Source organism: Streptomyces sp. SGAir0957, from assembly GCF_043523415.1.
This window is the reverse complement of record NZ_CP027290.1, coordinates 15,841-37,021: the sequence shown is the minus strand read 5'-3', so window position 1 is coordinate 37,021 and position 21,181 is coordinate 15,841. Positions and strand designations below refer to the sequence as shown.

At 69.0% G+C, this 21,181-nt stretch carries 24 protein-coding genes, 2 pseudogenes and 1 other annotated feature; of the genes and pseudogenes, 16 read left to right on the top strand and 10 right to left on the bottom strand.

Annotation, left to right across the window (positions count from 1 at the left end):
* The first annotated feature begins 58 nt into the window (after positions 1–58).
* The 6 genes and pseudogenes from C1N81_RS00670 to C1N81_RS00645 all read left to right on the top strand — a co-directional run.
* Positions 59–955: a DUF2637 domain-containing protein gene (locus C1N81_RS00670; RefSeq protein ID WP_394425636.1), complete on the top strand. Its 897-nt coding sequence runs from the start codon at positions 59–61 to the stop codon at positions 953–955.
* 11 nt (positions 956–966) lie between these two features.
* Positions 967–1,185: a cold-shock protein gene (locus tag C1N81_RS00665; RefSeq protein WP_394425634.1), complete on the top strand. Its 219-nt coding sequence runs from the start codon at positions 967–969 to the stop codon at positions 1,183–1,185.
* Positions 1,186–1,918: 733 nt separating this feature from the next.
* Positions 1,919–2,452, top strand: coding sequence for a hypothetical protein (locus C1N81_RS00660; RefSeq protein WP_394425632.1), 534 nt, complete (start codon positions 1,919–1,921; stop codon positions 2,450–2,452).
* Positions 2,453–2,513: 61 nt separating this feature from the next.
* Positions 2,514–2,723, top strand: coding sequence for an SbtR family transcriptional regulator (locus tag C1N81_RS00655; RefSeq protein ID WP_394425630.1), 210 nt, complete (start codon positions 2,514–2,516; stop codon positions 2,721–2,723).
* Between the two features lie 267 nt (positions 2,724–2,990).
* Positions 2,991–3,758: a response regulator gene (locus tag C1N81_RS00650; protein ID WP_394425628.1), complete on the top strand. Its 768-nt coding sequence runs from the start codon at positions 2,991–2,993 to the stop codon at positions 3,756–3,758.
* Between the two features lie 232 nt (positions 3,759–3,990).
* Positions 3,991–5,676, top strand: a pseudogene (locus C1N81_RS00645) (SpoIIE family protein phosphatase); the annotation flags it as partial.
* On the opposite strand, the gene C1N81_RS00640 reads toward C1N81_RS00645, so the two are convergent.
* The 3 genes from C1N81_RS00640 to C1N81_RS00630 all read right to left on the bottom strand — a co-directional run bounded on the left by C1N81_RS00640 (position 5,580) and on the right by C1N81_RS00630 (position 8,329).
* The gene (locus C1N81_RS00640) at positions 5,580–6,257 is read right to left on the bottom strand and encodes a GAF and ANTAR domain-containing protein (protein ID WP_394425627.1); all 678 of its coding nucleotides are present in this window, start codon (positions 6,255–6,257) and stop codon (positions 5,580–5,582) included. The pseudogene C1N81_RS00645 and the gene C1N81_RS00640 overlap by 97 nt on opposite strands.
* A gap of 306 nt (positions 6,258–6,563) precedes the next feature.
* Positions 6,564–7,169, bottom strand: coding sequence for a GNAT family N-acetyltransferase (locus C1N81_RS00635; RefSeq protein WP_394425625.1), 606 nt, complete (start codon positions 7,167–7,169; stop codon positions 6,564–6,566).
* The gene (locus tag C1N81_RS00630; RefSeq protein ID WP_394425623.1) at positions 7,166–8,329 is read right to left on the bottom strand and encodes a ThiF family adenylyltransferase; all 1,164 of its coding nucleotides are present in this window, start codon (positions 8,327–8,329) and stop codon (positions 7,166–7,168) included. The genes C1N81_RS00635 and C1N81_RS00630 overlap by 4 nt, the downstream gene beginning before the upstream one ends.
* 373 nt (positions 8,330–8,702) lie before the next feature.
* Here C1N81_RS00630 and C1N81_RS00625 point away from each other — a divergent pair, with 373 nt between their 5' ends.
* From C1N81_RS00625 to C1N81_RS00610, 4 genes are all read left to right on the top strand, one after another.
* Positions 8,703–8,960: a hypothetical protein gene (locus tag C1N81_RS00625; RefSeq protein WP_394425621.1), complete on the top strand. Its 258-nt coding sequence runs from the start codon at positions 8,703–8,705 to the stop codon at positions 8,958–8,960.
* The gene (locus C1N81_RS00620) at positions 8,953–9,894 is read left to right on the top strand and encodes a hypothetical protein (RefSeq protein ID WP_394425619.1); all 942 of its coding nucleotides are present in this window, start codon (positions 8,953–8,955) and stop codon (positions 9,892–9,894) included. Before C1N81_RS00625 ends, C1N81_RS00620 begins: the two co-directional genes overlap by 8 nt.
* A 165-nt stretch (positions 9,895–10,059) precedes the next feature.
* Complete coding sequence (locus C1N81_RS00615) at positions 10,060–10,278, top strand: cold-shock protein (protein WP_394425617.1); 219 nt, start codon at positions 10,060–10,062, stop codon at positions 10,276–10,278.
* A gap of 402 nt (positions 10,279–10,680) precedes the next feature.
* Positions 10,681–11,244: a hypothetical protein gene (locus C1N81_RS00610; protein ID WP_394425616.1), complete on the top strand. Its 564-nt coding sequence runs from the start codon at positions 10,681–10,683 to the stop codon at positions 11,242–11,244.
* Between the two features lie 346 nt (positions 11,245–11,590).
* Here the strand turns inward: C1N81_RS00610 and C1N81_RS00605 are convergent, their stop codons facing one another.
* The 5 genes and pseudogenes from C1N81_RS00605 to C1N81_RS00585 form a co-directional block, all read right to left on the bottom strand.
* The gene (locus tag C1N81_RS00605) at positions 11,591–12,109 is read right to left on the bottom strand and encodes a hypothetical protein (RefSeq protein ID WP_394425614.1); all 519 of its coding nucleotides are present in this window, start codon (positions 12,107–12,109) and stop codon (positions 11,591–11,593) included.
* A 554-nt stretch (positions 12,110–12,663) separates the two neighbouring features.
* Complete coding sequence (locus C1N81_RS00600; RefSeq protein ID WP_394425612.1) at positions 12,664–13,044, bottom strand: MarR family transcriptional regulator; 381 nt, start codon at positions 13,042–13,044, stop codon at positions 12,664–12,666.
* The gene (locus C1N81_RS00595; protein ID WP_394425610.1) at positions 13,041–13,463 is read right to left on the bottom strand and encodes a hypothetical protein; all 423 of its coding nucleotides are present in this window, start codon (positions 13,461–13,463) and stop codon (positions 13,041–13,043) included. The genes C1N81_RS00600 and C1N81_RS00595 overlap by 4 nt, the downstream gene beginning before the upstream one ends.
* Positions 13,460–13,720 (bottom strand): hypothetical protein, encoded by a 261-nt coding sequence (locus tag C1N81_RS00590; RefSeq protein ID WP_394425608.1) that lies wholly within the window; start codon positions 13,718–13,720, stop codon positions 13,460–13,462. Before C1N81_RS00590 ends, C1N81_RS00595 begins: the two co-directional genes overlap by 4 nt.
* Positions 13,721–13,817: 97 nt before the next feature.
* A pseudogene (locus tag C1N81_RS00585) lies at positions 13,818–13,934 on the bottom strand (SAM-dependent methyltransferase); the annotation flags it as partial.
* Between the two features lie 136 nt (positions 13,935–14,070).
* Here C1N81_RS00585 and C1N81_RS00580 point away from each other — a divergent pair.
* The 4 genes from C1N81_RS00580 (at position 14,071) to C1N81_RS00565 (ending at position 17,084) form a co-directional block, all read left to right on the top strand.
* Positions 14,071–15,270 carry a GDSL-type esterase/lipase family protein gene (locus tag C1N81_RS00580; RefSeq protein WP_394425607.1) on the top strand — a complete coding sequence of 400 codons (1,200 nt, stop codon included), beginning with the start codon at positions 14,071–14,073 and terminating at the stop codon, positions 15,268–15,270.
* Between the two features lie 83 nt (positions 15,271–15,353).
* On the top strand, positions 15,354–15,896 hold the full coding sequence (locus C1N81_RS00575) for a nuclear transport factor 2 family protein (protein ID WP_394425606.1): 543 nt from the start codon (positions 15,354–15,356) through the stop codon (positions 15,894–15,896).
* 177 nt (positions 15,897–16,073) lie between these two features.
* Positions 16,074–16,532, top strand: coding sequence for a MarR family winged helix-turn-helix transcriptional regulator (locus C1N81_RS00570; RefSeq protein ID WP_394425604.1), 459 nt, complete (start codon positions 16,074–16,076; stop codon positions 16,530–16,532).
* 234 nt (positions 16,533–16,766) lie between these two features.
* Positions 16,767–17,084 (top strand): transposase, encoded by a 318-nt coding sequence (locus tag C1N81_RS00565; RefSeq protein ID WP_394425602.1) that lies wholly within the window; start codon positions 16,767–16,769, stop codon positions 17,082–17,084.
* Positions 17,045–17,173 (top strand) — a sequence feature (AL1L pseudoknot). Its footprint overlaps the gene before it by 40 nt.
* 406 nt (positions 17,174–17,579) lie before the next feature.
* Here C1N81_RS00565 and C1N81_RS00560 read toward each other — a convergent pair.
* Together C1N81_RS00560 and C1N81_RS00555 are read right to left on the bottom strand one after the other, a co-directional pair.
* Positions 17,580–18,791 (bottom strand): PP2C family protein-serine/threonine phosphatase, encoded by a 1,212-nt coding sequence (locus C1N81_RS00560; protein WP_394425600.1) that lies wholly within the window; start codon positions 18,789–18,791, stop codon positions 17,580–17,582.
* 300 nt (positions 18,792–19,091) lie between these two features.
* A complete protein-coding gene (locus tag C1N81_RS00555) occupies positions 19,092–19,553 on the bottom strand; it encodes an ATP-binding protein (protein ID WP_394425598.1) in 462 nt (153 codons plus the stop codon).
* A 158-nt stretch (positions 19,554–19,711) separates the two neighbouring features.
* Between C1N81_RS00555 and C1N81_RS00550 the strand changes: the two genes are divergently transcribed.
* Both C1N81_RS00550 and C1N81_RS00545 read left to right on the top strand, forming a co-directional pair.
* Positions 19,712–20,089 carry an STAS domain-containing protein gene (locus C1N81_RS00550; RefSeq protein WP_394425596.1) on the top strand — a complete coding sequence of 126 codons (378 nt, stop codon included), beginning with the start codon at positions 19,712–19,714 and terminating at the stop codon, positions 20,087–20,089.
* Between the two features lie 304 nt (positions 20,090–20,393).
* A complete protein-coding gene (locus C1N81_RS00545; protein WP_394425593.1) occupies positions 20,394–20,876 on the top strand; it encodes an ANTAR domain-containing protein in 483 nt (160 codons plus the stop codon).
* Positions 20,877–21,181: the final 305 nt, after the last annotated feature.

The window sequence follows — 21,181 nt, the reverse complement described above, 5'->3', positions numbered from 1 at the left end:
CAGCCCCGCCAGTGCCAAGGCGGAACCGGCCCGGCCGTCCACGCCATGGGGCCAGGCGGTGTCCGCTCTGGAACCGCCGGCCGTGTACTGGGATCCGACCGAGGAACTGGCCCACCTGCTGGGCGAGGCCATCGAGGAGACCCACGCGCTCTTGGACCCGCCAGAGCAGGTCGAGCCCATTCCGGATGCCGCAAACACATCCCCCGAACTCGCGGACCATGCTGGCAGTGGCGCCGACGGCGAAGAAGCCGCGGCCGGAGGCGTCAACGCCGCTGACCTCAGCCCCGTGCGGCAGGTTGGGTTACCTCGCCGGACTCGTCCGCGGCGCCGTCGCCCGCGCTACCGCCTGCCGGGAGGGCTGCTGCGGCTGACCAGCTTGCTGATCGCCGCAGCCGCAGCCGCTCTTGTCTGCGGTGTATGCATCCTCAGCGGCGTCGTCAGCTACCAGCCCCTGCGCGAAGTGGCCGTGCGCCACACGGACCCGTTCTCGACCGACGCCTGGCCGCTGCTGGTCTACGGGCCCTGGACCGTCGCCTCCCTGTCCGTGCTGAGAGCCGGCCTGCACCGGCGCCGCGCAGCCCACTCCTGGGCAGTGGTGCTGCTATCCTCACTCGTCGCGATGGCGCTGTGCATCACCCAGGCCGCACCCCATCCGCTGGACGCCGCCACCGCCGCCCTGCCCGCCGTTGCGGCCCTGGCCTGTTTCCACCAGCTCATGCGCCAGATCACCCTGAGCCGCCCCCCCGCCAGACCCGCTCGCGTCACCGCACCCGCTCCGTACCCCGGCAACGACGAGCTCCCAAGCCTCCGTGACATGACCAAGCTGTCGAACCGGGCCCTCGGACGAAGCAGTGGCGGGCCGGTCGGGGCAGGATGGCGGCGAAGTGCTCCGTCCGGAGCGCTCCTGGACGCCGAGTTCCCGCTGCCCGGATGTGGGCAGCTCCGGCTGATGTGAAGGACGCAGGTATGGCCAGCGGCACCGTGAAGTGGTTCAACAGTGAGAAGGGCTTCGGCTTCATCGAGCAGGACGGGGGAGGCCCGGACGTCTTCGCCCACTACTCCGCCATCTCCGGCAACGGCTACCGCGAGCTCCTCGAGGGCGAGAAGGTCACCTTCGACATCACGCAGGGCCAGAAGGGCCCCCAGGCCGACAACATCGTCCGCGCCGGGCAAGCCGCCCACTGACCGGGGCACGCACCCGGGGCACGCAGGCCAGGAAGCAGACCCCATCCGGCCCTGGCAAAGAGCGTTCCCGAAACGCCAACCGCGTGCTGCTTGCATCGTGACCGGGCAGCGTATGCGTCGTTGATGTGATGAACGGCGGGTGCACGCCGGCTCCGGCCGGCCCCGGTCCTCGAACCCCGGGGCCGGCCGGGCAACAGGCCCCAGGCCAGCTCGCGTGCGGAGGGCGGGCCGGGCATGGTACGTCTCCGGCCCGGCCCGCCGGGTGGAAGCGACGAGCCCGAGCGTGGAAAGGCTGCCGCGACGGCTCCAACATTCCGGCAGGACCCCCTTTGACGGCGAGCAGACGCGCCGCTGCGGTACGCCGTACGGCCCAGGCGCCAGGCTGGTGGTCCTGACGGACTCCGTCCCGCTCCTCCTGGAGCGGTGGCCGGCATCCCACAGCCCCCAAGGTGATGGGCGATTGACGGCCGCCGCCGGCGTGCGACACCGGCAGGCCGGTCCTGATCTGCGCCGCCAGGTAGCGGTGCTGCGGCAGCGGGCACTCGAAGGCGCCGGGCGGGCTCCGCACCCGTCCCAACGTCCATCTCACCGTCTGCGTAAAGTGCCGCATACTCGCCAAAGAATTAGATGCAACCCATTTTTCTGTCATGTTGAACACCGTGCGGGATTGTCTCGGCGGGCGTTCAGCCCATCGCATGAGGAAGCTCTTCTACCCGGAAACAGGTATGGATGCATGACTGCCGGAATTGATTACGACGCGCACGGGCACACCCTCTCCATCGCGGACGCGCTGCGTCACAGCCCGCACATTGCCGATGTCCGCCACGATGCCGCGAACCTGGATCCCGCGGTCCTGTTCACCACCCCGGCCGGGAGCGGCTTCGCCCTGACCCTGCGGGCCCCCGTCCTTGAGGAAGGGCCCGACAGGCCGACGCTGCCGGAGACTCTTGCCGCCGCGATCCTCAACCACGCCGGCTTCCGGGCCGCCACCCCTGACACGGCCGCGTGCGCCCTCACCGTGCAGGCGACGGGCGGCGCCATCTACCGGCTGGAGATCGAGCCCGCACCGGACGCCGATGCCGAGGACTTCCACTCCGAGCCGCGCGAGGAGATCGCCCTCGCCGCCGGCCGCCTCCTGCACGGCACGGCCAGCGCCCAGGAGCGTGCGGCAGCGGACCTGCTCAACTACGTGGCCAACACCTGGGACAAGCAGGACATCCCCATGCTCCAGCACGCCCACAACCTCGCCCGCACCCTGCTCGACTAGACGACGGCCGCTCAGGCTCCCGCTCTGCTCGCGCCCGCTTACGAGGCTCCCAAAGTCCGGCATGGCCGGCGCCCTGCAAGCCGTCGTCGCTTCCGGCACCAACCCGTACAACGAGAGCCACCACATGATCCAGGCCGCTCTTGCCTCCCTCATGCAGGCCGGTACGGCGACCGGCGCGATCCGTTCCGACGTCAGCCCGGCCGACATGGTCGCCGCACTCACCGGCCTCGCCCGCACCTCGGCCGAACCCGAACAGCGCGATCCGGCCTGACGCCTCATCGATCTCACTCTCGACGGACTGCGACCCCTGTCACCGAGGCCCGGCGACATTTGACAGGGGCCAACTCTCGCCGCTTTGCGGCTCGCGGATCTGGGCTGGTGAACCGAAGCGTTCCATCAGGACCAGCGCCTGGGCGACGGCGTTCGTACCAGCACTCCGGCTTTCGGGCAGAGGGTGGGCGGAGGCGTGGTCCGTCTCGGAGAGCACCTGTGACAACAAGTGTTGTCGAATTGGCCTCTTGGGATCTACAGTCTGGGCATGTTGGACGGGCGAGGGTTGCAGGCTGCGGATCAGGAGACGGATTCCGTCATTGAAGAGGCGGTGGCCCGGCTGGCCCTGCGGCTGACGCACGAAGATCCACACGTCCCCTCGCCGGCGGACGGCAGCGCAGCCGGACGGCCGCTGAACAGGCTCCGCTTGCTGCACCGGATCCAGCTGGCCGCCGAAAGGCTGCAGCAGGAGGCGGCCGCCGAGGCGGCCCGGGCGGGTGCCGGATACCCGCAGCTCGGTGCAGCCTGCGACATGACCCGCCAGGGCGCCCGCCGCCGCTGGCCCGGACTCTTCAACCACTCAGCTGAAAGACCCACGGAGAACCCAGTGATGACCACCCCCACCCGCCCCTTCGACGTCCTCCTGGTCGAAGACGATGTGGCAGACGCGATGCTGATCGAGGAGGCCCTCACCGCGCGCGGTGCCCGCAACCTCGTCCAGGTCACCGACGGGCTCGCCGCACTGGAACACCTGCGCACCCCAGGCACTCCGAGGCCTGACCTGATCGTGCTGGACCTCAACATGCCGCGCATGAACGGCCGCGAGCTGTTGAAGATTCTCAAGACCGACGACGAACTGCAGACCATTCCGGTGGTCGTCCTCACCACCTCCAACGCCCCCGACGACGTCAACGGCGCCTACAACAGCCACGCCAACGCTTATGTGACCAAGCCCGTCAACCTGGGCGAATTCGAGCAGGCTGTGCAGAGCATCGACACCTTCTACCTGGAAACTGCCTCCCGCCCGCGTCCCTGAACCACCGTCCCGGCGTCGACGGCGCGCTGTGCGGTCACCCAGCGCCGCCCGGCCACCCTGGCGGCGCTCGCCAGCCTGGCTGGGGTCGCCGGGCCGGAATCCCTGACTGCCGATCTGGCCGCCGGCCCTGCCTCGAGCTTGCAGGGCAGCCATATATCGAGCGCCGCATGGTGCTCACCGCCGTCCGGGCTTTTGGCGCGGGTGACGTTCCTGCCGACTGAGGAGCCCGATCATGGACCGTCCGGAGATACCGCCTGTCAGTGCGGCCGGCGTGGAGGAGATGCTGGAGCGCGCCGATGTCGGCATCTACGCAGTTGACGAGCGCGGGCACATCGCGTGGGTCAGTGACCGGGCGTTGGAGTTGTTGGGCCGCACGACAGAGCAGATGGTCGGCCATAGCGCCCACGACCTGCTGCACTGTGATGTCGGCGGGCAGCCCATTCCCCGTGAGCTGTGTGAGCGCAGCCGGAAACTGTCCGGGCCGGATGCCCTGATCTCCCGACATGCCTGGTTTCCTCATGCGGACGGCACGCTGATGGCCGTCCAGTGGTTCGCGCTGCCGTGCCCGCCGCAAGCGCCGGCCGTAGCCGCCCTGATCGTGTTCCAGCGGGCCCAGACTTCGCGGCATGGTGATGAACGACCTGCTTCCACGGCCCGAGACATCTCCGAGGGGGAGCGCTTGGAGTTGCTTGCCGACACCACCGCTCAGCTGATCTACAACCTCGATGTCCACGGGTCTTTGCGGCGGGTCGTGGCTCTCCTGCTGCCGCGCGTCGCGGACTGGGCCGTCATCGATCTGATCTCCGAAGACGGCGAAGTCGTCCGCTCTGTGGTGGTCTCCGCCAAGGACGGTGTCTTGCGCACCCATGAGGACCTGCAAGGCCCGATGCCGCCGATCCCCGCCACCTCGCCCATGCCGTTGGCGAGGGCCTTGCGCGGCGTGGCCGCCGCGCTGACCGGACCGGAGACGTATGCGAACCCGCCCGGCACCGGGCTCGCTGCTGAACAGGCGAAGCACTTCAAGGCGGCCGGCATCCAGACCGCGGCCATCGCCCCCATCCGTGGGCCCCACGAGATCCTCGGCGCCCTGACTCTGGGCCGTACCAGCCGCGAAGAGCCTTTCACGCCCTGCGACCTGGCGATGGTGGAAGACATCGCCCGGCGCATCGGTATCGCCCTGGAAAACGAGCGCCGCTACCAGCGCCAAGCTCAGGTCACCGAAACCATGCAGCGTTATCTGCTGCCACAACTGCCCGCGTTGACGGGCGCACAGATGACCACGCGCTACCTTCCCGCCTCCGACGCCTCACACGTGGGCGGCGACTGGTACGACGCGCTCACCCTGCCCAACCAGGACACCCTCCTGGCCATCGGCGACGTGGCCGGACACGACCTGAAGGCCGCCGCCGGCATGGCCCAGCTGCGCAACCTGCTCCGCGCCTACGCCTGGTCCCACAACCAGCCGCCCCACCACACCGTGCAGCTCGTGGACCAGGCCATGGGCCACGTCACCGACGTGCGGATGGCCACCCTCATCCTCGCCCAGCTCAAGCACGAAGCAGACGGACAGTGGAGCCTGCGCTGGACCAACGCAGGCCACCCGCCACCTCTGCTCGTAGACCACGACGGCCAGACCCGCTACCTCCAGGAGGGCAGCGGCATCCTGCTGGGGACAGCCTCCACCCGGCCACGCCCCGACGCCCGGATCACGCTGCCACAGGGATCCACCCTCGTCTTCTACACCGACGGACTGATCGAATCACGCCGCCACAGTTTCGATGCGGGACTCAAGCAGCTGCGCCAGCATGCCGCTTCCCTCGCTCACCGGCCGCTGGAGTCCTTCACCGACACGCTCCTGGAGCGCGCCCGGCCCCGTGACAATGACGACGACGTCGCCCTCCTCGCCGTCCGTATCCCCCTGCCGCATTCGGTTACGGCGCCAGGGCATGCAAACCAGTCGAAGGCCTGGTCCTCGGTGACGTAGGGGCGTGCCATGAGGATGCCCATGGCTTCGCCGATGTGGTGGCGGGTGGTGATGGCCTGTTCCATCTGGGCGTGGGTGCGGGCGCTGGCGAGGGCGACCGCGGCGTGGGAGGCCAGCAGCCAGGCGGCGGCCTCGCCGACGTCGGTGAAGGCGCCGGGCCGGCGGGAGTAGAAGTTGAGGGCGCCGTAGTCCTCGTCGTCGGTGAAGAGCGGAAAGCCCATCATGCTGCCGATTCCGAGACGGTGGGCCGGAGGGACGAAGTGGGGCCAGCGTGGCTCGTCGCCGAGGTCGCGGATGCGGTAGACCCGCTCGTCGTCGGTTCGCCGGGCGGCGTCGAAGCAGGGGCCCTCGCCCAGTTGGGCCTGAAGCCGGTCGTACTCCACCACCCGGTGCTCGGTCGGGGCCAGGGTGCGGGCTTGGTTGTTCTCCAGAAGGAGGATCCCGGCCGCATCGCAGCCCCCGACCAGGTCGTGGGCGGACTCGGTGATCTGAAGCTTCCCCGTGATCGTGGACACTCGATGGTTATGCCGCGAGGGTGTGTCGGTGCCGTTGCCGGGTCTCGGCCGGGGTGAGGTAGCCGAAGACTGCGGTTAACGCCGCGCTCGGACGGACGCCGCCCCATGCCCTCCGGGCAACACCATCCCGTCCGGACTCAGCGCCGATAACTGGCCGCTGAAGTACGGTTCGGCCTTCTCAGACGTTCGTGCCGGGTGCCGGGTGCCGGGTGCCGGGTGCCGGGTGCCGGGTGCCTACGAGTCGGCCAGTAGGCCGACTCCCGCCTGCTCTGCTCCGGGGCGCCCGGCCAAGGCACAAGAACGGGGTCAGGCAGGGAGCAGAGCGTTGCCGCTGCGCAGGATGGCTTGTTCGGTGGGGGTGGCGGTGGGGATCCATTCGGGGGCGAGAGCGGCGTAGGTGGTGACGTCGTGCCAGGCATTTTGGGTGTGGAACAGCTGGCGCAGGGTGGCTTCCGGGTGTAGTCCCGCGGCGAGCATCACGTCGCGCATCCGGGGGTGGTCGGCGCGGTGGCCGGCCCAGATGCGGTGTAGGCCCAAGGGGCCGAAGGCGTGGGCCATCAGCAGCCGGCCCGCCTCGTGGCCGTATCCGCGCACCGGGGCGTCGGGCAGCAGGACCAGGCTGGTGAGCATAGCGTTGCGGCCGTAGTCCTCCAGGAGCAGGCCCATGGTGCCGACCATCGCCTCCTCACCCGGTGCGCACACGGCGAGGGTGTGCTTGCGGCGCGGGTGGCTGAAGGGCTGGGCCAGGTGATGGGCGAAGGCGTCCTGGGCATGGCGGGCGTCCATGCGGTCGGTGCCGAGGTAGCGGGTGAGCAGTGGGTGGGTGTGGATGCGTTCGAAGGCGGCGAGGTCGGTGGCGCGCAGCTCGCGCAGCCACAGGTGTTCGCCGTGCAGTTCGGGCAGGTGGGTCACGGTGCGGCTCCGACCATGTCGCGGACCACATGGGTGCGGGGGCTGATCAGGGATTCGAGGTCGATGTAGTAGCGGCCAGAGGCGACCGGTTCGCCGAGCAGGATGCGCCGGGCGGTGTCGGTGACGAGAGCGCCGCCGAGTTGGACGCCGCTGGCCAGCTGCGGCCAGCTGGACAGGGTCGATCCGATACGTCCGAGCGCGTCGGTCATCGCGGGGCTCAGCCGGTCTGCGTCGCAGAGCTGCAGCAGCAGGGCGAGGAGGCCGGCCGCATCCAGGGCGCGCACGTCGCCGGCGGTGATGTCCCCGGCCCGGCCGTGAAAGAGCGGGCGGCCGGGCTCTTCATCGAAGCGTTCGACGTCCAGCATCCCGCGGTCGTTCATGTCCATCAGCACCGGGACGCGGCGGGCGCGGGCGAGCTCACGGGCGGCAACCTTCACCCAGACCGTGTCGCACTCTTCGATCAGCAGATCCAGCTCCTGACCGGCGGCGCCGAAGAAGGTTTCCACGTTGTCCTTGGTGATGCCACCCGGCCACAGCTCGATGTCGAGGTAGGGGTCGGTTTCGTACATCTGGCGGGCACACAAGACGGTCTTGGGCAGGCCCAGGTCGTGGACACCGGTCCGCAGCCGGTTGAGGTTGCTCAGCCCCAGGTGGTCGAAGTCCGCCAGACGGAACGCTCCTCCTACGCCCTCCATGGCGCAGGTGAGTGCAGCACTGTTGCCCACCGACAGGCCGATCACACCGATCCGGCAGCCCAGCAGACGCTGCTGCTGCCCAGTGGTGATCTTGTCGCGGTTGCGGTCGGTGCGCACCCGCCGGAACTCCGCCTGGGGCAGCACGTGCACCAGCCGCCCGGACCACGGGTACCACGCCCAAGTGCCGTAGCGGTGCCGGTCGGCGCGCGCACACAACTCCTCGACAGTCGCCCGAAGCCTGTCCCCGCTCAGTGCTTGCGCGGGGTGCAGGCAGCGCGCGAGCTCGGCGAGCTGGTCATCGATACGGTCGTGGGTTTCTCGTACGGCGCCCGAGGCGACGAGCGCGTCCAAGCGCACTCGGTCCTCGGCCTCGGCCAGACGCAGCAGGAGGGGCTGGAACACGTCCTGCTGCGCTGCAGTCTCAGTGCTGATCACGAAGCGGGAAAGTAGCAGCGCAGTGATCATGAAAAGGTTCTGCCTGGCTCACCATCGGGTGTCGAATCAATGAGCGGTTCCGCAGCCGTTCTCTCCGCCCTGAGCGCCTTGAGCAGTGTGCGTCACGCGCAATCCCAGACAGCTCGGAACTCGGGGCGCTACTCGGGGCGCTGGAGTGTGGGGCGCCGCCACCGGGCCGGCCGAAGAGCCGCCCGGCTCACACAGGCAATGGCCCGCGTCCGCGGCCGGATAGCGGAGCGGCACAAGGCGATGATCATTCATCCGAAAGCGCCCATGAGATGACTTGGCGGCCACCCGTATGCCGCACACCCTTCCCTGCTTCCGGCGAGTTGTTCGCGATATGACGACAGCAGGGCCAAACGCTTCCGCGCAGGCGTCACGGATGGATGCACCGGCCGGTGAAGCGGGTGTCATCCGGATGGGTGGCTGGGTCTACTCGCCGCCCGGCACGGGCGCGGCGCCCGCCGCCCTGCGCGCTCAGGCCGGCCAGCTGGTCGCGCTGCGGCGCACCGCGGGCCTGGTGCACGACCACCTCGCCCAGCTGGCGCGTATCGAGGCCGCCTACGCGGCCGCCGCCGGTCTCCAACGCGCCTCCCGCCCGCTCGTCGACGCCTACCTGCAAGATCACAGCCGTGTCTGACACACCAGCATCGGGCCGTCATCGCCGCCAGCCGTTCATCCCCAGCCCCGCTACGGCCAGCCCGGAACCACTCGGCTCCGCCTTCTCCCCGTCCTGGCACGAACCCCACAGGCTCCTGGACTTCGCGGCACCGCCATGGGACCCGGCCGAGGAACTCGCCTACCTGCTGAGCGAGGCCATCGACCAGGAAAGAGGCAGCAACCCCGCCCCTGATCCCGGCTACGACGTCAACGACGACGCCGACACTCTCGTCGACGCCGTCAACGACGACGCCGACACCCTCGTCGACGCCGCCCATACACCCCTCTTCGAACCTGCACCCGATCTCGTTCCCACCGATATGGCCGCACCCGCGCTCATGGCCGCCGCCGAGCTGAACGGTCTGCAGCCAGCCCCCAGGGCCCCCGTGGCCCGCCGACGGCGGGCACGCCGCCGCTCCCGCGCGCGAGGGCACAAACGATTCCCCGGCGGTGTGCTGCGCCTGGCGAGCCTGGCGATCGCCGTGATGGCTGCGGTCACCGTCTGCGCAGTCTGTGTCCTCAGCGGCCTGGTCAGCTATCACCCGCTGCGCCAGGTCGCCGTGGGTCGTGCCCCCGCCTACACGGTGGGGGCCTGGCCGTTGTTGATCTACGGACCCTGGGCGGTCGCCTCCCTCTCGGTTCTGCGCGCGGGGCTGCACCGGCGCCGGGCGGCTCATGCCTGGGCCGTGGTGGGGTTGTTCTCGCTGGTGGCGATGGTGCTGTGTATCGCCCAGGCTGCCCCCCACCCGCTTGATGCGGGGGCTGCGGCGCTGCCGGGGCTGGCGGCGCTGGTCTGTTTCCAGCAGCTGATGCGGCAGATCACGCTGGGCCGCCCGCCCCGCCGGGCCCACCCACGCCACCGCATCCGCCGCCCGACTGCCAAGACCCGCCCACCGAGCGGGTCTTGGCGCTAGACAACGCGGAGCAAGGTGCCGTCGACGAGGCCGGCGGCTTACTCAGCGAAGGCTCGGAGGGTGGGGCACGATAGCGGCGAAGTGCTCCGCCCGGAGCCCTTTTTGGATGCTGGGTTCCCGCTGCCCGGATGTGGGCGGTCTCGGCTGAGGTGAAGGATGCAAGGTATGGCCAGCGGCACCGTGAAGTGGTTCAACAGCGACAAGGGCTTCGGTTTCATCGAGCAGGACGGCGGAGGCCCGGACGTCTTCGCTCACTACTCCGCCATCTCCGGCAACGGTTACCGCGAGCTCCTCGACGGTGAGAAGGTCACCTTCGACATCACCCAGGGGCAGAAGGGCCCCCAGGCCGACAACATCGTCCGCGCTGGGCAAGCCGGTTACTGACCGAGTAAGCACCCCGCGTCCCTCCCATTTATCCGGCCAGCGAGGCCCGGTGCGCTGCCAAGCGTGCCAGGTGGGGCGTGAGCGGACCGTCTATGTGCCGTTGATGTAATGAACGGCGGGTGCACTCCGCCTCCGGCCGGCCCCTGGCCCTCGAACCCCGGGAGCCGGCCGGACGGCACTGTCTTCGGGCCCGTCACCGCCTCGCGCAACAGGGTGGGGCCATCAGCATCACAAAACCGTCCTCTTGCACCGGCGCACCTTTAACTCAGGGCCGAGCATCCGGATCCCGCAGTTCCCGCCTCGCCCCCCGGCCCGCTGCCCCATCGCCCAACGGCTGGCTTCTGTCGGCATTTGAGTACGGGTGAAGCCGCCTGGCGGCTGCTCCCGCCCCCCTACGATGCGATGGTGCGGAACACGAAGGCCTTCAAAGAAGCCGTTGCCCAGACCCTGGCTGAGCTGGCGCGCCTGGGGGTGACCCTTGCGCCGGCGACCGTGGAGGACACCATCGTGAAGAACATGACCATGGTGGCAGAGCGGCTCGGTATCCAGGTGCGCTCGGCCTGGCGCTACTTCGACGCGGCCGCCATGGCCGAAGGCCTCGCCCGCAGCCGGTCTTCCTTCGAGGAGAGCAGCAGCGAGATGGACGTGGGGCAGGCCCCGATGCCGCCGATTGACAACCCCGAGCTCGCCCTGGTCCTTGCCGGCGTGCCGGACTCCCTCGCGCAGACCGGCGGCGACCTGTACGCGGTCATCATCAACGTCGCCGTCAACGCCTGGATGGCCGGCCACATCCACGGCGAGGACGGCTGCACCGGATGCGAGGGCAGCCGCGGCCCGGCCGGTCACGACTGGCAAGCCAGGATGCGCACCGTCACCGAGCTGCAGCCGGACATCACCAAGTGGTTCGACCGCGACGTGTGGACCCGCGCCGTCAACGATGCGGGTTACGCCGTCACCCGCCGATGACCCTTCGAACGCCCACGATGGTGCGAGCAGGGCGGGTAGTTGAGCCGGCCCTCTGGTGGCCGGTCGTGGTCCGGCCGTGACTGGAGGAGGCCGGACCACGACCGATTAGCCGTGACGGTGCGAGGGTGAGTCGGCTGCCACGACGCATCCAAGGCTGCTGCACACGCGGCGTCCGCCCGGGCAGGCACGCCGACGCGTCGAAGGCGCCCCACCCAAAAGCAGGGCCTGCACCATGCACGCGAAGGCTGCGGGAGGCGCCCCGTCGCCGTTGAGCCCAGGTGACCCCGCCCGCACGGGGGCCCCGTGCAGCCTGGAGCGTCCTCGCCCGTGAGGGCCCGGTGTGGGGTCAGCCGCCGCGTCCGGGTCGGGTGTGGCGGGCGCCCCAGAAGACGGTGCGGGCGGAGCGGACGCGTGCCGCTTGCCGTTCCTTGTCGCACGCACGCCGGTAGGCGCTCTGCAGGTTGTCGGCGGTGGCGAGGTGGCCGCTGCCGTCGGGGGCGGTGCGCCACATCCGGGAGTGATGCCGCACGCCGCTGGTCTGTGCCTGGGGTGAAGGCGCGGGAAGGACGTCTCCGGCCGTGAGCACGGCGGCTTCCTCGTCCAGCGGCTGCAGGTATGCGGTGATACCGACCTCGGCCAGCAGGTAGAAGACGGGGCGCCGCGCCAGGTGGTACTCCAGCACCGGCACCGACAACGCCTCGTCACCCAGCTCCCACAGCAGATTCAGGGCAAGCGGCTGTGGCAGGCAGACGACATCGAAATGCGCCCCGCACGGAAACACCGCCAGATACGGCGGCTGTTCCCACTCCTGCTGGGCCTGCCGTGGGTCGGGGTGGCAGGCGGCCAGCCACTGCTGCCCGTCCATGAACCGACGGTAACCGCGCCGCTCTACACGCGTCATGCGAACGGGTCCGATCACGGGTCAACTGCGCGTTTATGGCTGGGAATCGACGGGGGCCCGGCTCCGCCTTCACGGGGATACGTTGCAGGCGGAGCCGGCCCGGCCGCGCGAAGCGGCAGCACCATCATCTCCGGACCGGGTGATCGGTGACAACGCCTCAGTGATTCGCTGAGCAGGCCTCGCTGCGGGCGGTGGCCATGTTCGACGCGGCTCAGCAGTTTTTCAGGGATGGCGAGGGCGCCTGGTATGTGGCCGTGCGTATCCGGGCGGCCGTCTACGCCCGCCCGGCAGCGGTGAGCCAGGCCGGACAGCCCGCAGCAGGACTGGTTCCCCCCGGGGGGCAGGCGAGAGCGGCTTGCACGCTCGGGTACACGCCGATGATCGTGTCGAGACCGGCTATGTGCAGGACGCGAGCCGTGCGGAGGTCAGCCCACCGCGTGGAGGGACCCGCGACGCTTGGCGGCCGCCTTTTTCTTCGCGGCAGCGGCGACTGCGCGCTTCTCCCGCTGCTTGGCGAGCTAGTCCTGGTAGTCGGCAACGGCCTGGTGGTAGTTCGACAGGTAGTTGCGGTTGTCCAGCCGGTCGGCTTTCGGCATGGCGTTCAAGGCCGCCTGGGCGTCCGCGGGCGAGGCGTGACCGGCGAGCATAGGGTTGATCTGGTAGACGCCGTTGCGGATCTTCCGTACCAGCCGCGCGAGCTCGAGGCTGCGCAGCGCGGCGTTGATGCTCGGCCGGCTCAGGCCCAGAAGTGTCCCCAGGGTCGCCTGGTCCATCGCGATCTGTCCCCCGGGCTCGCTGAGAGCACGAAGTTTCAGAAGTGCACGGTAGGAGGCCGGGGGGAGGTCCAGGTCGGCAAGCAGACTGTCGGCGTTGGTCGCCGTCCATTTCAGAGTGCTCACTGGGCATCCCCTTCCTCAAGACGCTGCGTCCTGGCGAGCCTACGCGCAGCGCGTTGTCCAGCGCGTTCCTTGCGGACCTTCTCGATCTCGGTGCGCATGCGGTCCAGTGAGGGGAAGCGCACGAGTTCCGGCAGCGATTCGTCCTTGCGGATCTCGGCGATCCGCTGGTCCTGGTTCACCTGTACCCACTCGTGATCCGCGTCCTCCGTGCCGGGGATGAACTCGGCGACCCGGTAGGAGTAGGGCGGATTGAACTGATAGACACCGCGGCGCACCTTGAACACGATGCCGTGCTTCATGATCTCCTGCAGTGCCTCGTTGATCTTCGCCCGGGGCACGATCAGCACCGTGGCTATCTCCTCCTGCGTCAGGCGGACCACTCCGCCCGCCTTCTGACAGGCGATCAGCAGCAAGATCAACCGCAGAGGCAGGCCGGATACGGCACGGCGCTCCTGTACGTCGTCCAGGGCGCGCCCGATCTGGCGCTCAACGGAGTTGACGCGGCTCGGCGGCGTCGCCCGCGGGCCTCCCGGAAGTACTGCGCGATCACGAAGAAGAACTCCAGCGAGTCGAAGGAGAAGGCCTTGGGGCGCTCGGGAGTGTCGAAGGAATCGACGAGCGCGATCGCGTCCCGCTTGAACTCCTCGGTGTACCGCTTCGTGTATCTGCTTGCCACCTGCTGCTACTTCCTCTGGAACCTCAAGATCCCAGTCTCCAGGTGTCCACGATCAAGGGGAAGCTTCAATGACCACTGACCCCTTGGAATCGATCATCTAGGGGCGGCGGGCCAACAAGTGGGCGTCGAGGAAGCCCCGCTCGGAGGCCGGGTCGTGGAGCAGCCGGGTGAACGTGACGAGCCCGGCTCCGGTCGGCAACTCGGCGAACCGGTCCACCTCCGCAGCCTGAGTCTTGGCCTGGCAGGCAGGATCACGGGAGGCGCCATGCTCTAGCCGGCCTGCCGCCCCGATCCTGACGCTATTGATTAGTTACTTGACTGTTTAATACTTCAGTGTCACAGTGGTGGGCATGTCCAAGACCCCCACCTCTCACACCTGCGGTTCCGAGCGCCCCCTCACATGGCACGCCACCTGGGGCCAGGCGCTGCCGGACGTCTGCGCCGACGGCGAATGGTTCGCCGATGTCACTCTCCGGTCGCATCTGCGCGTCGGTATCGGTGGCGAACAGGTCCGTCTGCAGTTCAGCAACCAGTTCGGGGACCACTCGGTGTGCATCGGCCGCAGTGCCGTCTCCGCCGGCGGCCGTACGGTCGCCGCCACGTTCGGCGGACGCAATGATGTGACGATTCCGGTCGGCGCAACGGTGACGACGGACCCGGTCGAGCTGCCGGTCGGGTCTCACGCAGCGGTGAACGTCGACTTCTACCTGCCCGAGCGGACGCTCTTCCCACCGCTGTTCGCCAGCGCCAGTGACTTCACCTGCCAGGTGTCCGAGCCGGGTGATCATGTCGGCGTCGCCCAGTTCCCGGCCGTCACCGCCCCACCGTTTCCCATGCCCGACGACGTCAATATCGCCGTACACGAAAGCGGACCGTTTCTGCGCACCGTCGAGGTCGCGTGCCGTGCTCCGCATGAGGTCGTCGTGTGTGTGGGCGACTCGATCACCGCGATGGGCTGGCCCGAGATCTCTGCGGGTCTGCTGCCCGAAGGTTCCGGTCTCTCGGTCGTCAACCGCGGCATCCCCGGCAACAGGCTCCGCCTCGACGCGGGGCCCGCGAATCTGTCCAACGGCCGCTCCGGCCTGAGCCGGTTCAACGACGACGTGCTTGGTACCGCCGGAGCCGCCCAGGTCATCGTGGCCCTGGGGACCAACGACCTGGGCCTGCCTGGCGAGTTTGAGCCCATTGAGGAGCTGCCCACCGCGGCGGAGCTGATCACAGGCTACGAAACCCTCCTGGACCAGGCCCGTGCCGCAGGTATCAGGGTCCGCATCGCCACCATCACCGCCAGGGCCGGATCGGACAACTACGACGACAGGCGCGAGCAGATCCGTAGCGCCGTCAACGAATGGATCCGCGCTCTCGGCCCCGGCATCGCCATCGACTTCGACGAGGCGCTCCGCTCCCAGGCGTCGCCGCTGCAGCTCGACCAGCGTTACGACAGCGGCGACCACCTCCATCCCAGTGACGCCGGGCAGGAGCAGCTGGCCCGCACGGCCGTCGCCGCGCTGTCGGCCGCAACCTCGCCACAGGGGCCGGCGGCGCTCTGAACCTCTGACCGTCACACCCCTGGGTCCCGACCACGACCCGTCTGACAGCACCAACCCCACGCAACATCAAGGAGCACGACATCATGCCGACCGACTGCCAGCAGGCAGACCGTGACCGTGCCGTGGTGGCAGGTTTCTACGCCGCGATGACCCGCGCCGACCAGCAGGGTGGGTTCACCCCCGGGGATCTCGCCACGGTCGTCGACTTCTTCGAGAACGAGCAGGAGATCGAGATCAACATCGGTGCCCCCGTCGGAGGTGTCTTCCGGGGGCCCGACGACATCGCCCTCGGCCGTCACCGGATGCACGAGCTGTGCGGGTTCACCCACCGCGACCACGCGCAGGACGAGAACCTCGCCGACGGCCAGGGCCGTGTGGTGTGCATCGGGGTCAACCACGGCAAGGACGTGGCCGGGAACCCGTGGTCGATGACCACGATCGAGCTCGTCGACGTGGAGGACGGGAAGGTCATCCGCAAGCGTGTGTTCTTCCAGGACCCCGAATACCTGCGCCAGATCGCCCTGGAGCGTGAAGCCCTCCTCAAGGAGCAGCTCGTCGAGAAGTATTGGCGGACCGACAACCCGCTGATCGCGCTGCGCAAGGAAGGAACCATGTCGACCGGCTGACCGACGCCCGCCCGGCCGGGCATCGGATACTGGCTCGGCTGGTCCGGCGACGGTGCGACACCGACGCGATCGGGGCCGGCACCCCAAGGGGTCGGCTTGTGCACGTACCGCTGGGTCCCGGCGGCACCCGCGGACAAACAGTTAAGTGCTGCACTGTTAAGCCGTAGGATGGCAGGCATGGATGAACAGAGGGGCGCCCGGAACCGAAGCTTCGAGCTGTTCCATTCGATTCTGTGGACCCACCGCAAAGCGGCGGAGACGTGGGTCCGGGCCCGGGGCCTCACCCACGAACAGGCCATGGTGATCGGATATCTCGAACAGCGGCCGGGGGCGATCCAGCGCGACATCGCCGAGATGAGCCGCACGACTCCAGCCAACATCTCGCTGATGCTGAAAGGGCTGGAACGTCGTGGGTTTATCGAGCGCAGGGTTGAGGACGGCAACGAGCGTCAAAAACGCGTATACGCCACACCTGCGGGCATCGAGCTGATCACCGGACTCAACGCGGCGCTGGCCGAAGTCGACGAGACGATCTTCTCCCCGCTGACCGACGCCGAAAAAGGCACCCTCGAAGCATTGCTCAACAAGATCAACGACCGGCTGCCGCAGTCTCCCCAGCCACCGGGAACGGCCTGAGGCACCTGTTCAACCAGTGGGCGCCGATCAACGTCACCGACGTGGTGCAGGGCAAGTACGACTGCAAGTTCGTTCCTTCGCCAGCGGCTCCGCCGTGGTGCCGATCAGGCGGAGTTCCCTCTGCCATCTGGGCAGAAAGCAATGGCAGCCCGAGTGTGCCCTGGTGGTCGGCTACCGGAAAGTGAATCGCCCCGGGTTTGATGGAGATCATCAAGACCCGGAAGGATGCCGATTATGGCTGCTTCCCGTAAGTACCACGACGAACTGCGCGAACGCGCGACGCGTTTAGCCGTCGAGGCCCGCAAGGACCCGGCCGGTCGGGCCGGAGCGATCAAGCGCATCGCTGACCAGTTGGACGTGCACCCCGAGGCCCTGCGGGGGTGGGTGAAGCGGGCCGAGATCGACGAGGGCACCGTCGCCGGGACCACCAGTGCGGAGGCCGCCCGGATCGCGGAGCTGGAGCGGGAGGTGAAGGAACTGCGGCGGGCGAACGCCATACTGAAGTCCGCCTCGGCTTTCTTCGCCGCGGAGCTGGACCGTCCACTGCGCTGAAGGTTGCCTACATCGACCAGTACAAGGAGACGTTCGGCGTCCAGCCGATCTGCGACGTCCTCGCCGAGACGGACGCGCCGATCGCGCCGAGCACCTACTACGCCGCCCATTCCCGCCCGCCGACCCGGACAGCACTGTCATGGTGACAGCCGGTACGCCAGCCAGGGCTGGGACCAGATCCCCCACATTGCGCCTGGTTGTGGTGTGCGGGTGAGACGCGCTCCTGATCGCCGGTGACATGCTCCCCGTTGGGCTCTGGACCGGACTGCCGTGACTGGAACAGGCCGGGCCAGCACCGGTTGCCGTGCCAGGCGCAGGGGTGATCCAGCTGGCACAGCGCATCCAAAGCTGCTGTACGAGGGGCGCTGTTGCGTTCAGGCGCGCCGCTGCAGCAGGATGCTTGCCCGCGGGCGGCCGTAGGGGTCACGCGGGGCCGTGTGCGTGTGGTGTCCGGGTGCGGCGCCTGCCAGGGGATTTCCTTACCCCATGGTTGGGTCAGGTGGTGTCGGCTCCGGCGGAGGTGTGGCGCTGGGTGTGCGGGCCGTGCCAGTCCAGGCAGATGACGGCGGCGTCGTCTTTGAGGTGTCCTTGGCTGGCGTCGGTGACGGCGGCGGTGAGGATGCGGACGACTTCGCGGGGGTGTTCGCTGGCGGTGGCACGGAGCAGGCCGGGCAGGTCGACGGTTTCGGCGTCCCGCTCTCGCATTCCGTCGGTGTAGAACAGGAGCCGGTCGCCGGGGCGGCAGTCGATGTCCTGAACCCGGTAGGGCCTGGGCGGGTAGACGCCGAAGGGCAGGTTCACGGCGAGATTGACTTGGGTGGCGGCGCCGGCGCGCAGGCGCCAGGGCCAGGGGTGGCCGGCGTTGACGAGCTGGGCGCCGCTCCCGTCCAGGGCGATGCGGACCAGCTGCCCGGTGGCGAAGGTCTGTGTGCCGTGGTCCAGGAGGGCCTGTCCGGTCCTGTCGGCCTGCTCGGCCAGGCTCGCGCCGGAGCGGCGGGCGCCGCGGGAGGCGTTGACGGCGATGGTGGCCAGCAGGGCGGAGTTCATGTCGTGGCCGACCGCGTCGGTCAGTGACAGGTGCAGGGTGTCGTGGCTGAGCGCGTAGTCGTAGGTGTCCCCGGCCACGGTCCGGGCCGGGACGAGTGCGCAGGCGAGGGTGAACTCGGCTGCCTCGAAGGCGGAGGCGGTGGGCAGGAGCCCGTGCTGAATCTCGGCGGCCAAAGACAGCGGGGCGGTGCGCTGGCCCCAGTGGTAGAGGTCGGTGAAGCGGCGGTCGGTGACCACGATGTAGGCCAGCGCGTGCGCGGCCTGCTCCACCTGCTCGAGGATGTCCGGGCTGGCCTCAGGCAGGAACAGCTCCAGCACACCGATGGCATCGCCCCGGTTGGTGACCGGGGTTAGCACGCGCCGCCCGGGGCGGCCGTCAGCCGCCTGGAGCAGCTTCTGGCTGCGCAGGACCTCGTCGTAGATGCTGCCGGCCAGCGGGATCTGTTCAGCGCTGGGGGCCAGGCCCCGCTGGCTGTCGGCCTCCTCGCTGACCCGTACCAGTTTCCGCCCGGCCACGTCCGTGAACAGGAAGGACACGTACTGTGCGCCGAAACGCTTGCGCAGGTGGCGGGCCACGACATCGACGGAGGCCACCGGCGAGGCGTCCTCCGCCGCGGCCAGCACCTGCACCAGCCCGAACGGGTCTTCGCCCTTCGTCACGTTGTCCTCCTCCGGTTCCAGCACTCCTTCCCGCAAGCCCCTCTGGCATCACACAGCACTCTGCTACCGCACGCACGGTGCGTGAGCGGACTCGGATCGTGAAGGCCCTTGCCAGGGCCGCTACAGCGCCGAGGGCCGGCGCCGTAGACACCAGATGCGCACGCAGACGCCCACTGGAACGATTTCGTCGCTTTGGGTGCAGAGGTGCTGTGCGCGGGCGCCGCGCAGGCTCGTCGCCGGGGCGTTCCCATCTCTGGTCGACTGGGTGGCTCCTCGGTGCCTTCCGGCATCAAGCAGCCATTAAGCGGTCAGGCCGTGTGGTGGGTGCAGGTCGAGGGAGGCGGTGACCCGCTTGCCGACGGAGTCCGGGTAAACGGTCAGGGTGCGGGTGAGCAGGGTCACGATTTCGAGCCCGTGCTGGCCGATGCGCTGGGGGTTGGTGTCGTGGACGGCGAGACGGTGCGGGGCGCTGTCCCACACCTCGATCCACACGGTCGCGTCCTGGATCCGCATCTGCAGCCGCGCCGGGCCAGGCGCGTACTTGATCGCGTTGGTCACCAGCTCGCTGACGACCAGCTGGACGTTTTCCACAATCCGGTCCGCAACAGGGAGCCGGTACTGCTCGCGAGCCCGGCGCAGGAAGCCGGCTGCGCTGGCGCGCGCCCGGGCGATACAGCCGGCGTCGCCGTCAAGGTCGACGGATATCTCGAAGAGGCGGGGGCCGCCATCGGGGGATGAATCCGGCTCGAAGTCTTCCGGCATTCACGCTCCCGCAGTTATGCACTCTGGATCCCGGACAGTCATACCGGTGGTCCGGTCACAGTACCCCGCACCCTGCACGCCCACGCCCCGGACTGCATAGGATGCATGCCACTCGGTTCCCTTTCCGCGGGAATGACAGGCAAGGGTTGAGGAACACAGTGTCAGAGCTTCACGAAACACCGGCCGGGGCGCCCGCGCGGCTCTCCATCACCCGCGACACCACTGCCGGCATAGAGGTCCTCACCGCGGCCGGGGAGATCGATGCCTCTTCCATCCCCGCCCTGAGCGCGGCCCTGAGCGCCGCCAATGATGGTGCAGCGGAAAAGCCGCGCACGGTCCTGGACCTCGGCGCGGTCACTTTCATGGACTCCACCGGCATCAACGCGCTGCTTACCGCGCACCGGGCCGCAGCCGAGGCAGGCGGCTGGCTGCGGCTGGCCGCCCTGAACGGGCCGGTCCAGCGCGTGGTGGAACTGATCGGCGTCAACCATGTGCTGTCCTGCCACCCGAGCGTGGCACAGGCTTTGAATCCCTGAGAAAAGCGCCGCCGTGGGTGCAGGGAAGAACCTCCTGACATCAGGGAAGGTGACGGGAGGTTCTGCGTGGGCACCCGTGGCGGATGAGCGTTGCACGGGTGGTACGGGCGGTGGAGCGTGCCGCGCAGGGGGACGAAGCAGGTCTGCCCAGCAGGCTGTGCCGTGCCCTGTGTGAGGGCCTGGACGTGGCCGGGGCATCGATGTCTCTGCTGACGCACACGGAGGCCCGCCAGGTGCTGGGCGCCAGCGGAAGGGAGGCGCTGCGGCTGGAGGAACTGCAGTTCGAGACCGGCCAGGGCCGTGCATGGCGGCCTCCGCATCGGGAAGTCCGGTGGTGTGCCTGGACCCTGCCGAGTACCTGACCTTGTGGCCCATTTTCGGCTCCCGCCTACGCGAAGAACTGCCGCGCGTCGCGCTCCTGCTGGCTCTGCCCCTTACTCCTGCGGGGGCCGGACAGCCGATCGGCGCCATCGATCTGGTGCGCCACACTCCCTGGGAGCACGGCGAGGAACCGCTTGCTGGCGCTACCGCCGCTGCCCGAGCGATCGCGGACATTCTGCTGTGGCGCGCCCTGCACCACTTCGGCGGTCTACAGCCTCTCCCGTGGCAGCCGGCCGACCTGGTCGACGCGCACTGGTGCAGTGCCCAGCGGGCCGCCGGCCTGCTGGCCGCCCGCCACGACATCCCCGTCCCCGACGCCCTGGCCCTGCTGCGTGCCCGGGCGTTCGCCACCGGACGCCCGTTGCCACAGGTGTGCAGCGACCTCCTGAACAGCCCGGAACAGTGAACAGCGCGGGCAGGGCGCGTCACCTGACGGCCGCACGCCGCTGGCTGCTCTGGGCGGATGCGCCCGCCTCGTACACACCGCATCGCCTGTGAACGTAGCCCGGACGACCCCTGCCCCCTGCGTCCGCTGGCTGCCTTACCCGCCGCGATGCGGGGCCCGGCCCCAGAATTAGCGGACGAGGCCAGCGTTCCGTGATCTTGGATCTTCTCTGTGCCATCCCTGGCCGTAACTTCCGCCCCACTGAACGGCGTTGTACTCATAGGCGCCACGTTCCGGCGGCGGAAGAGCGGCCGCGTGACTGATCA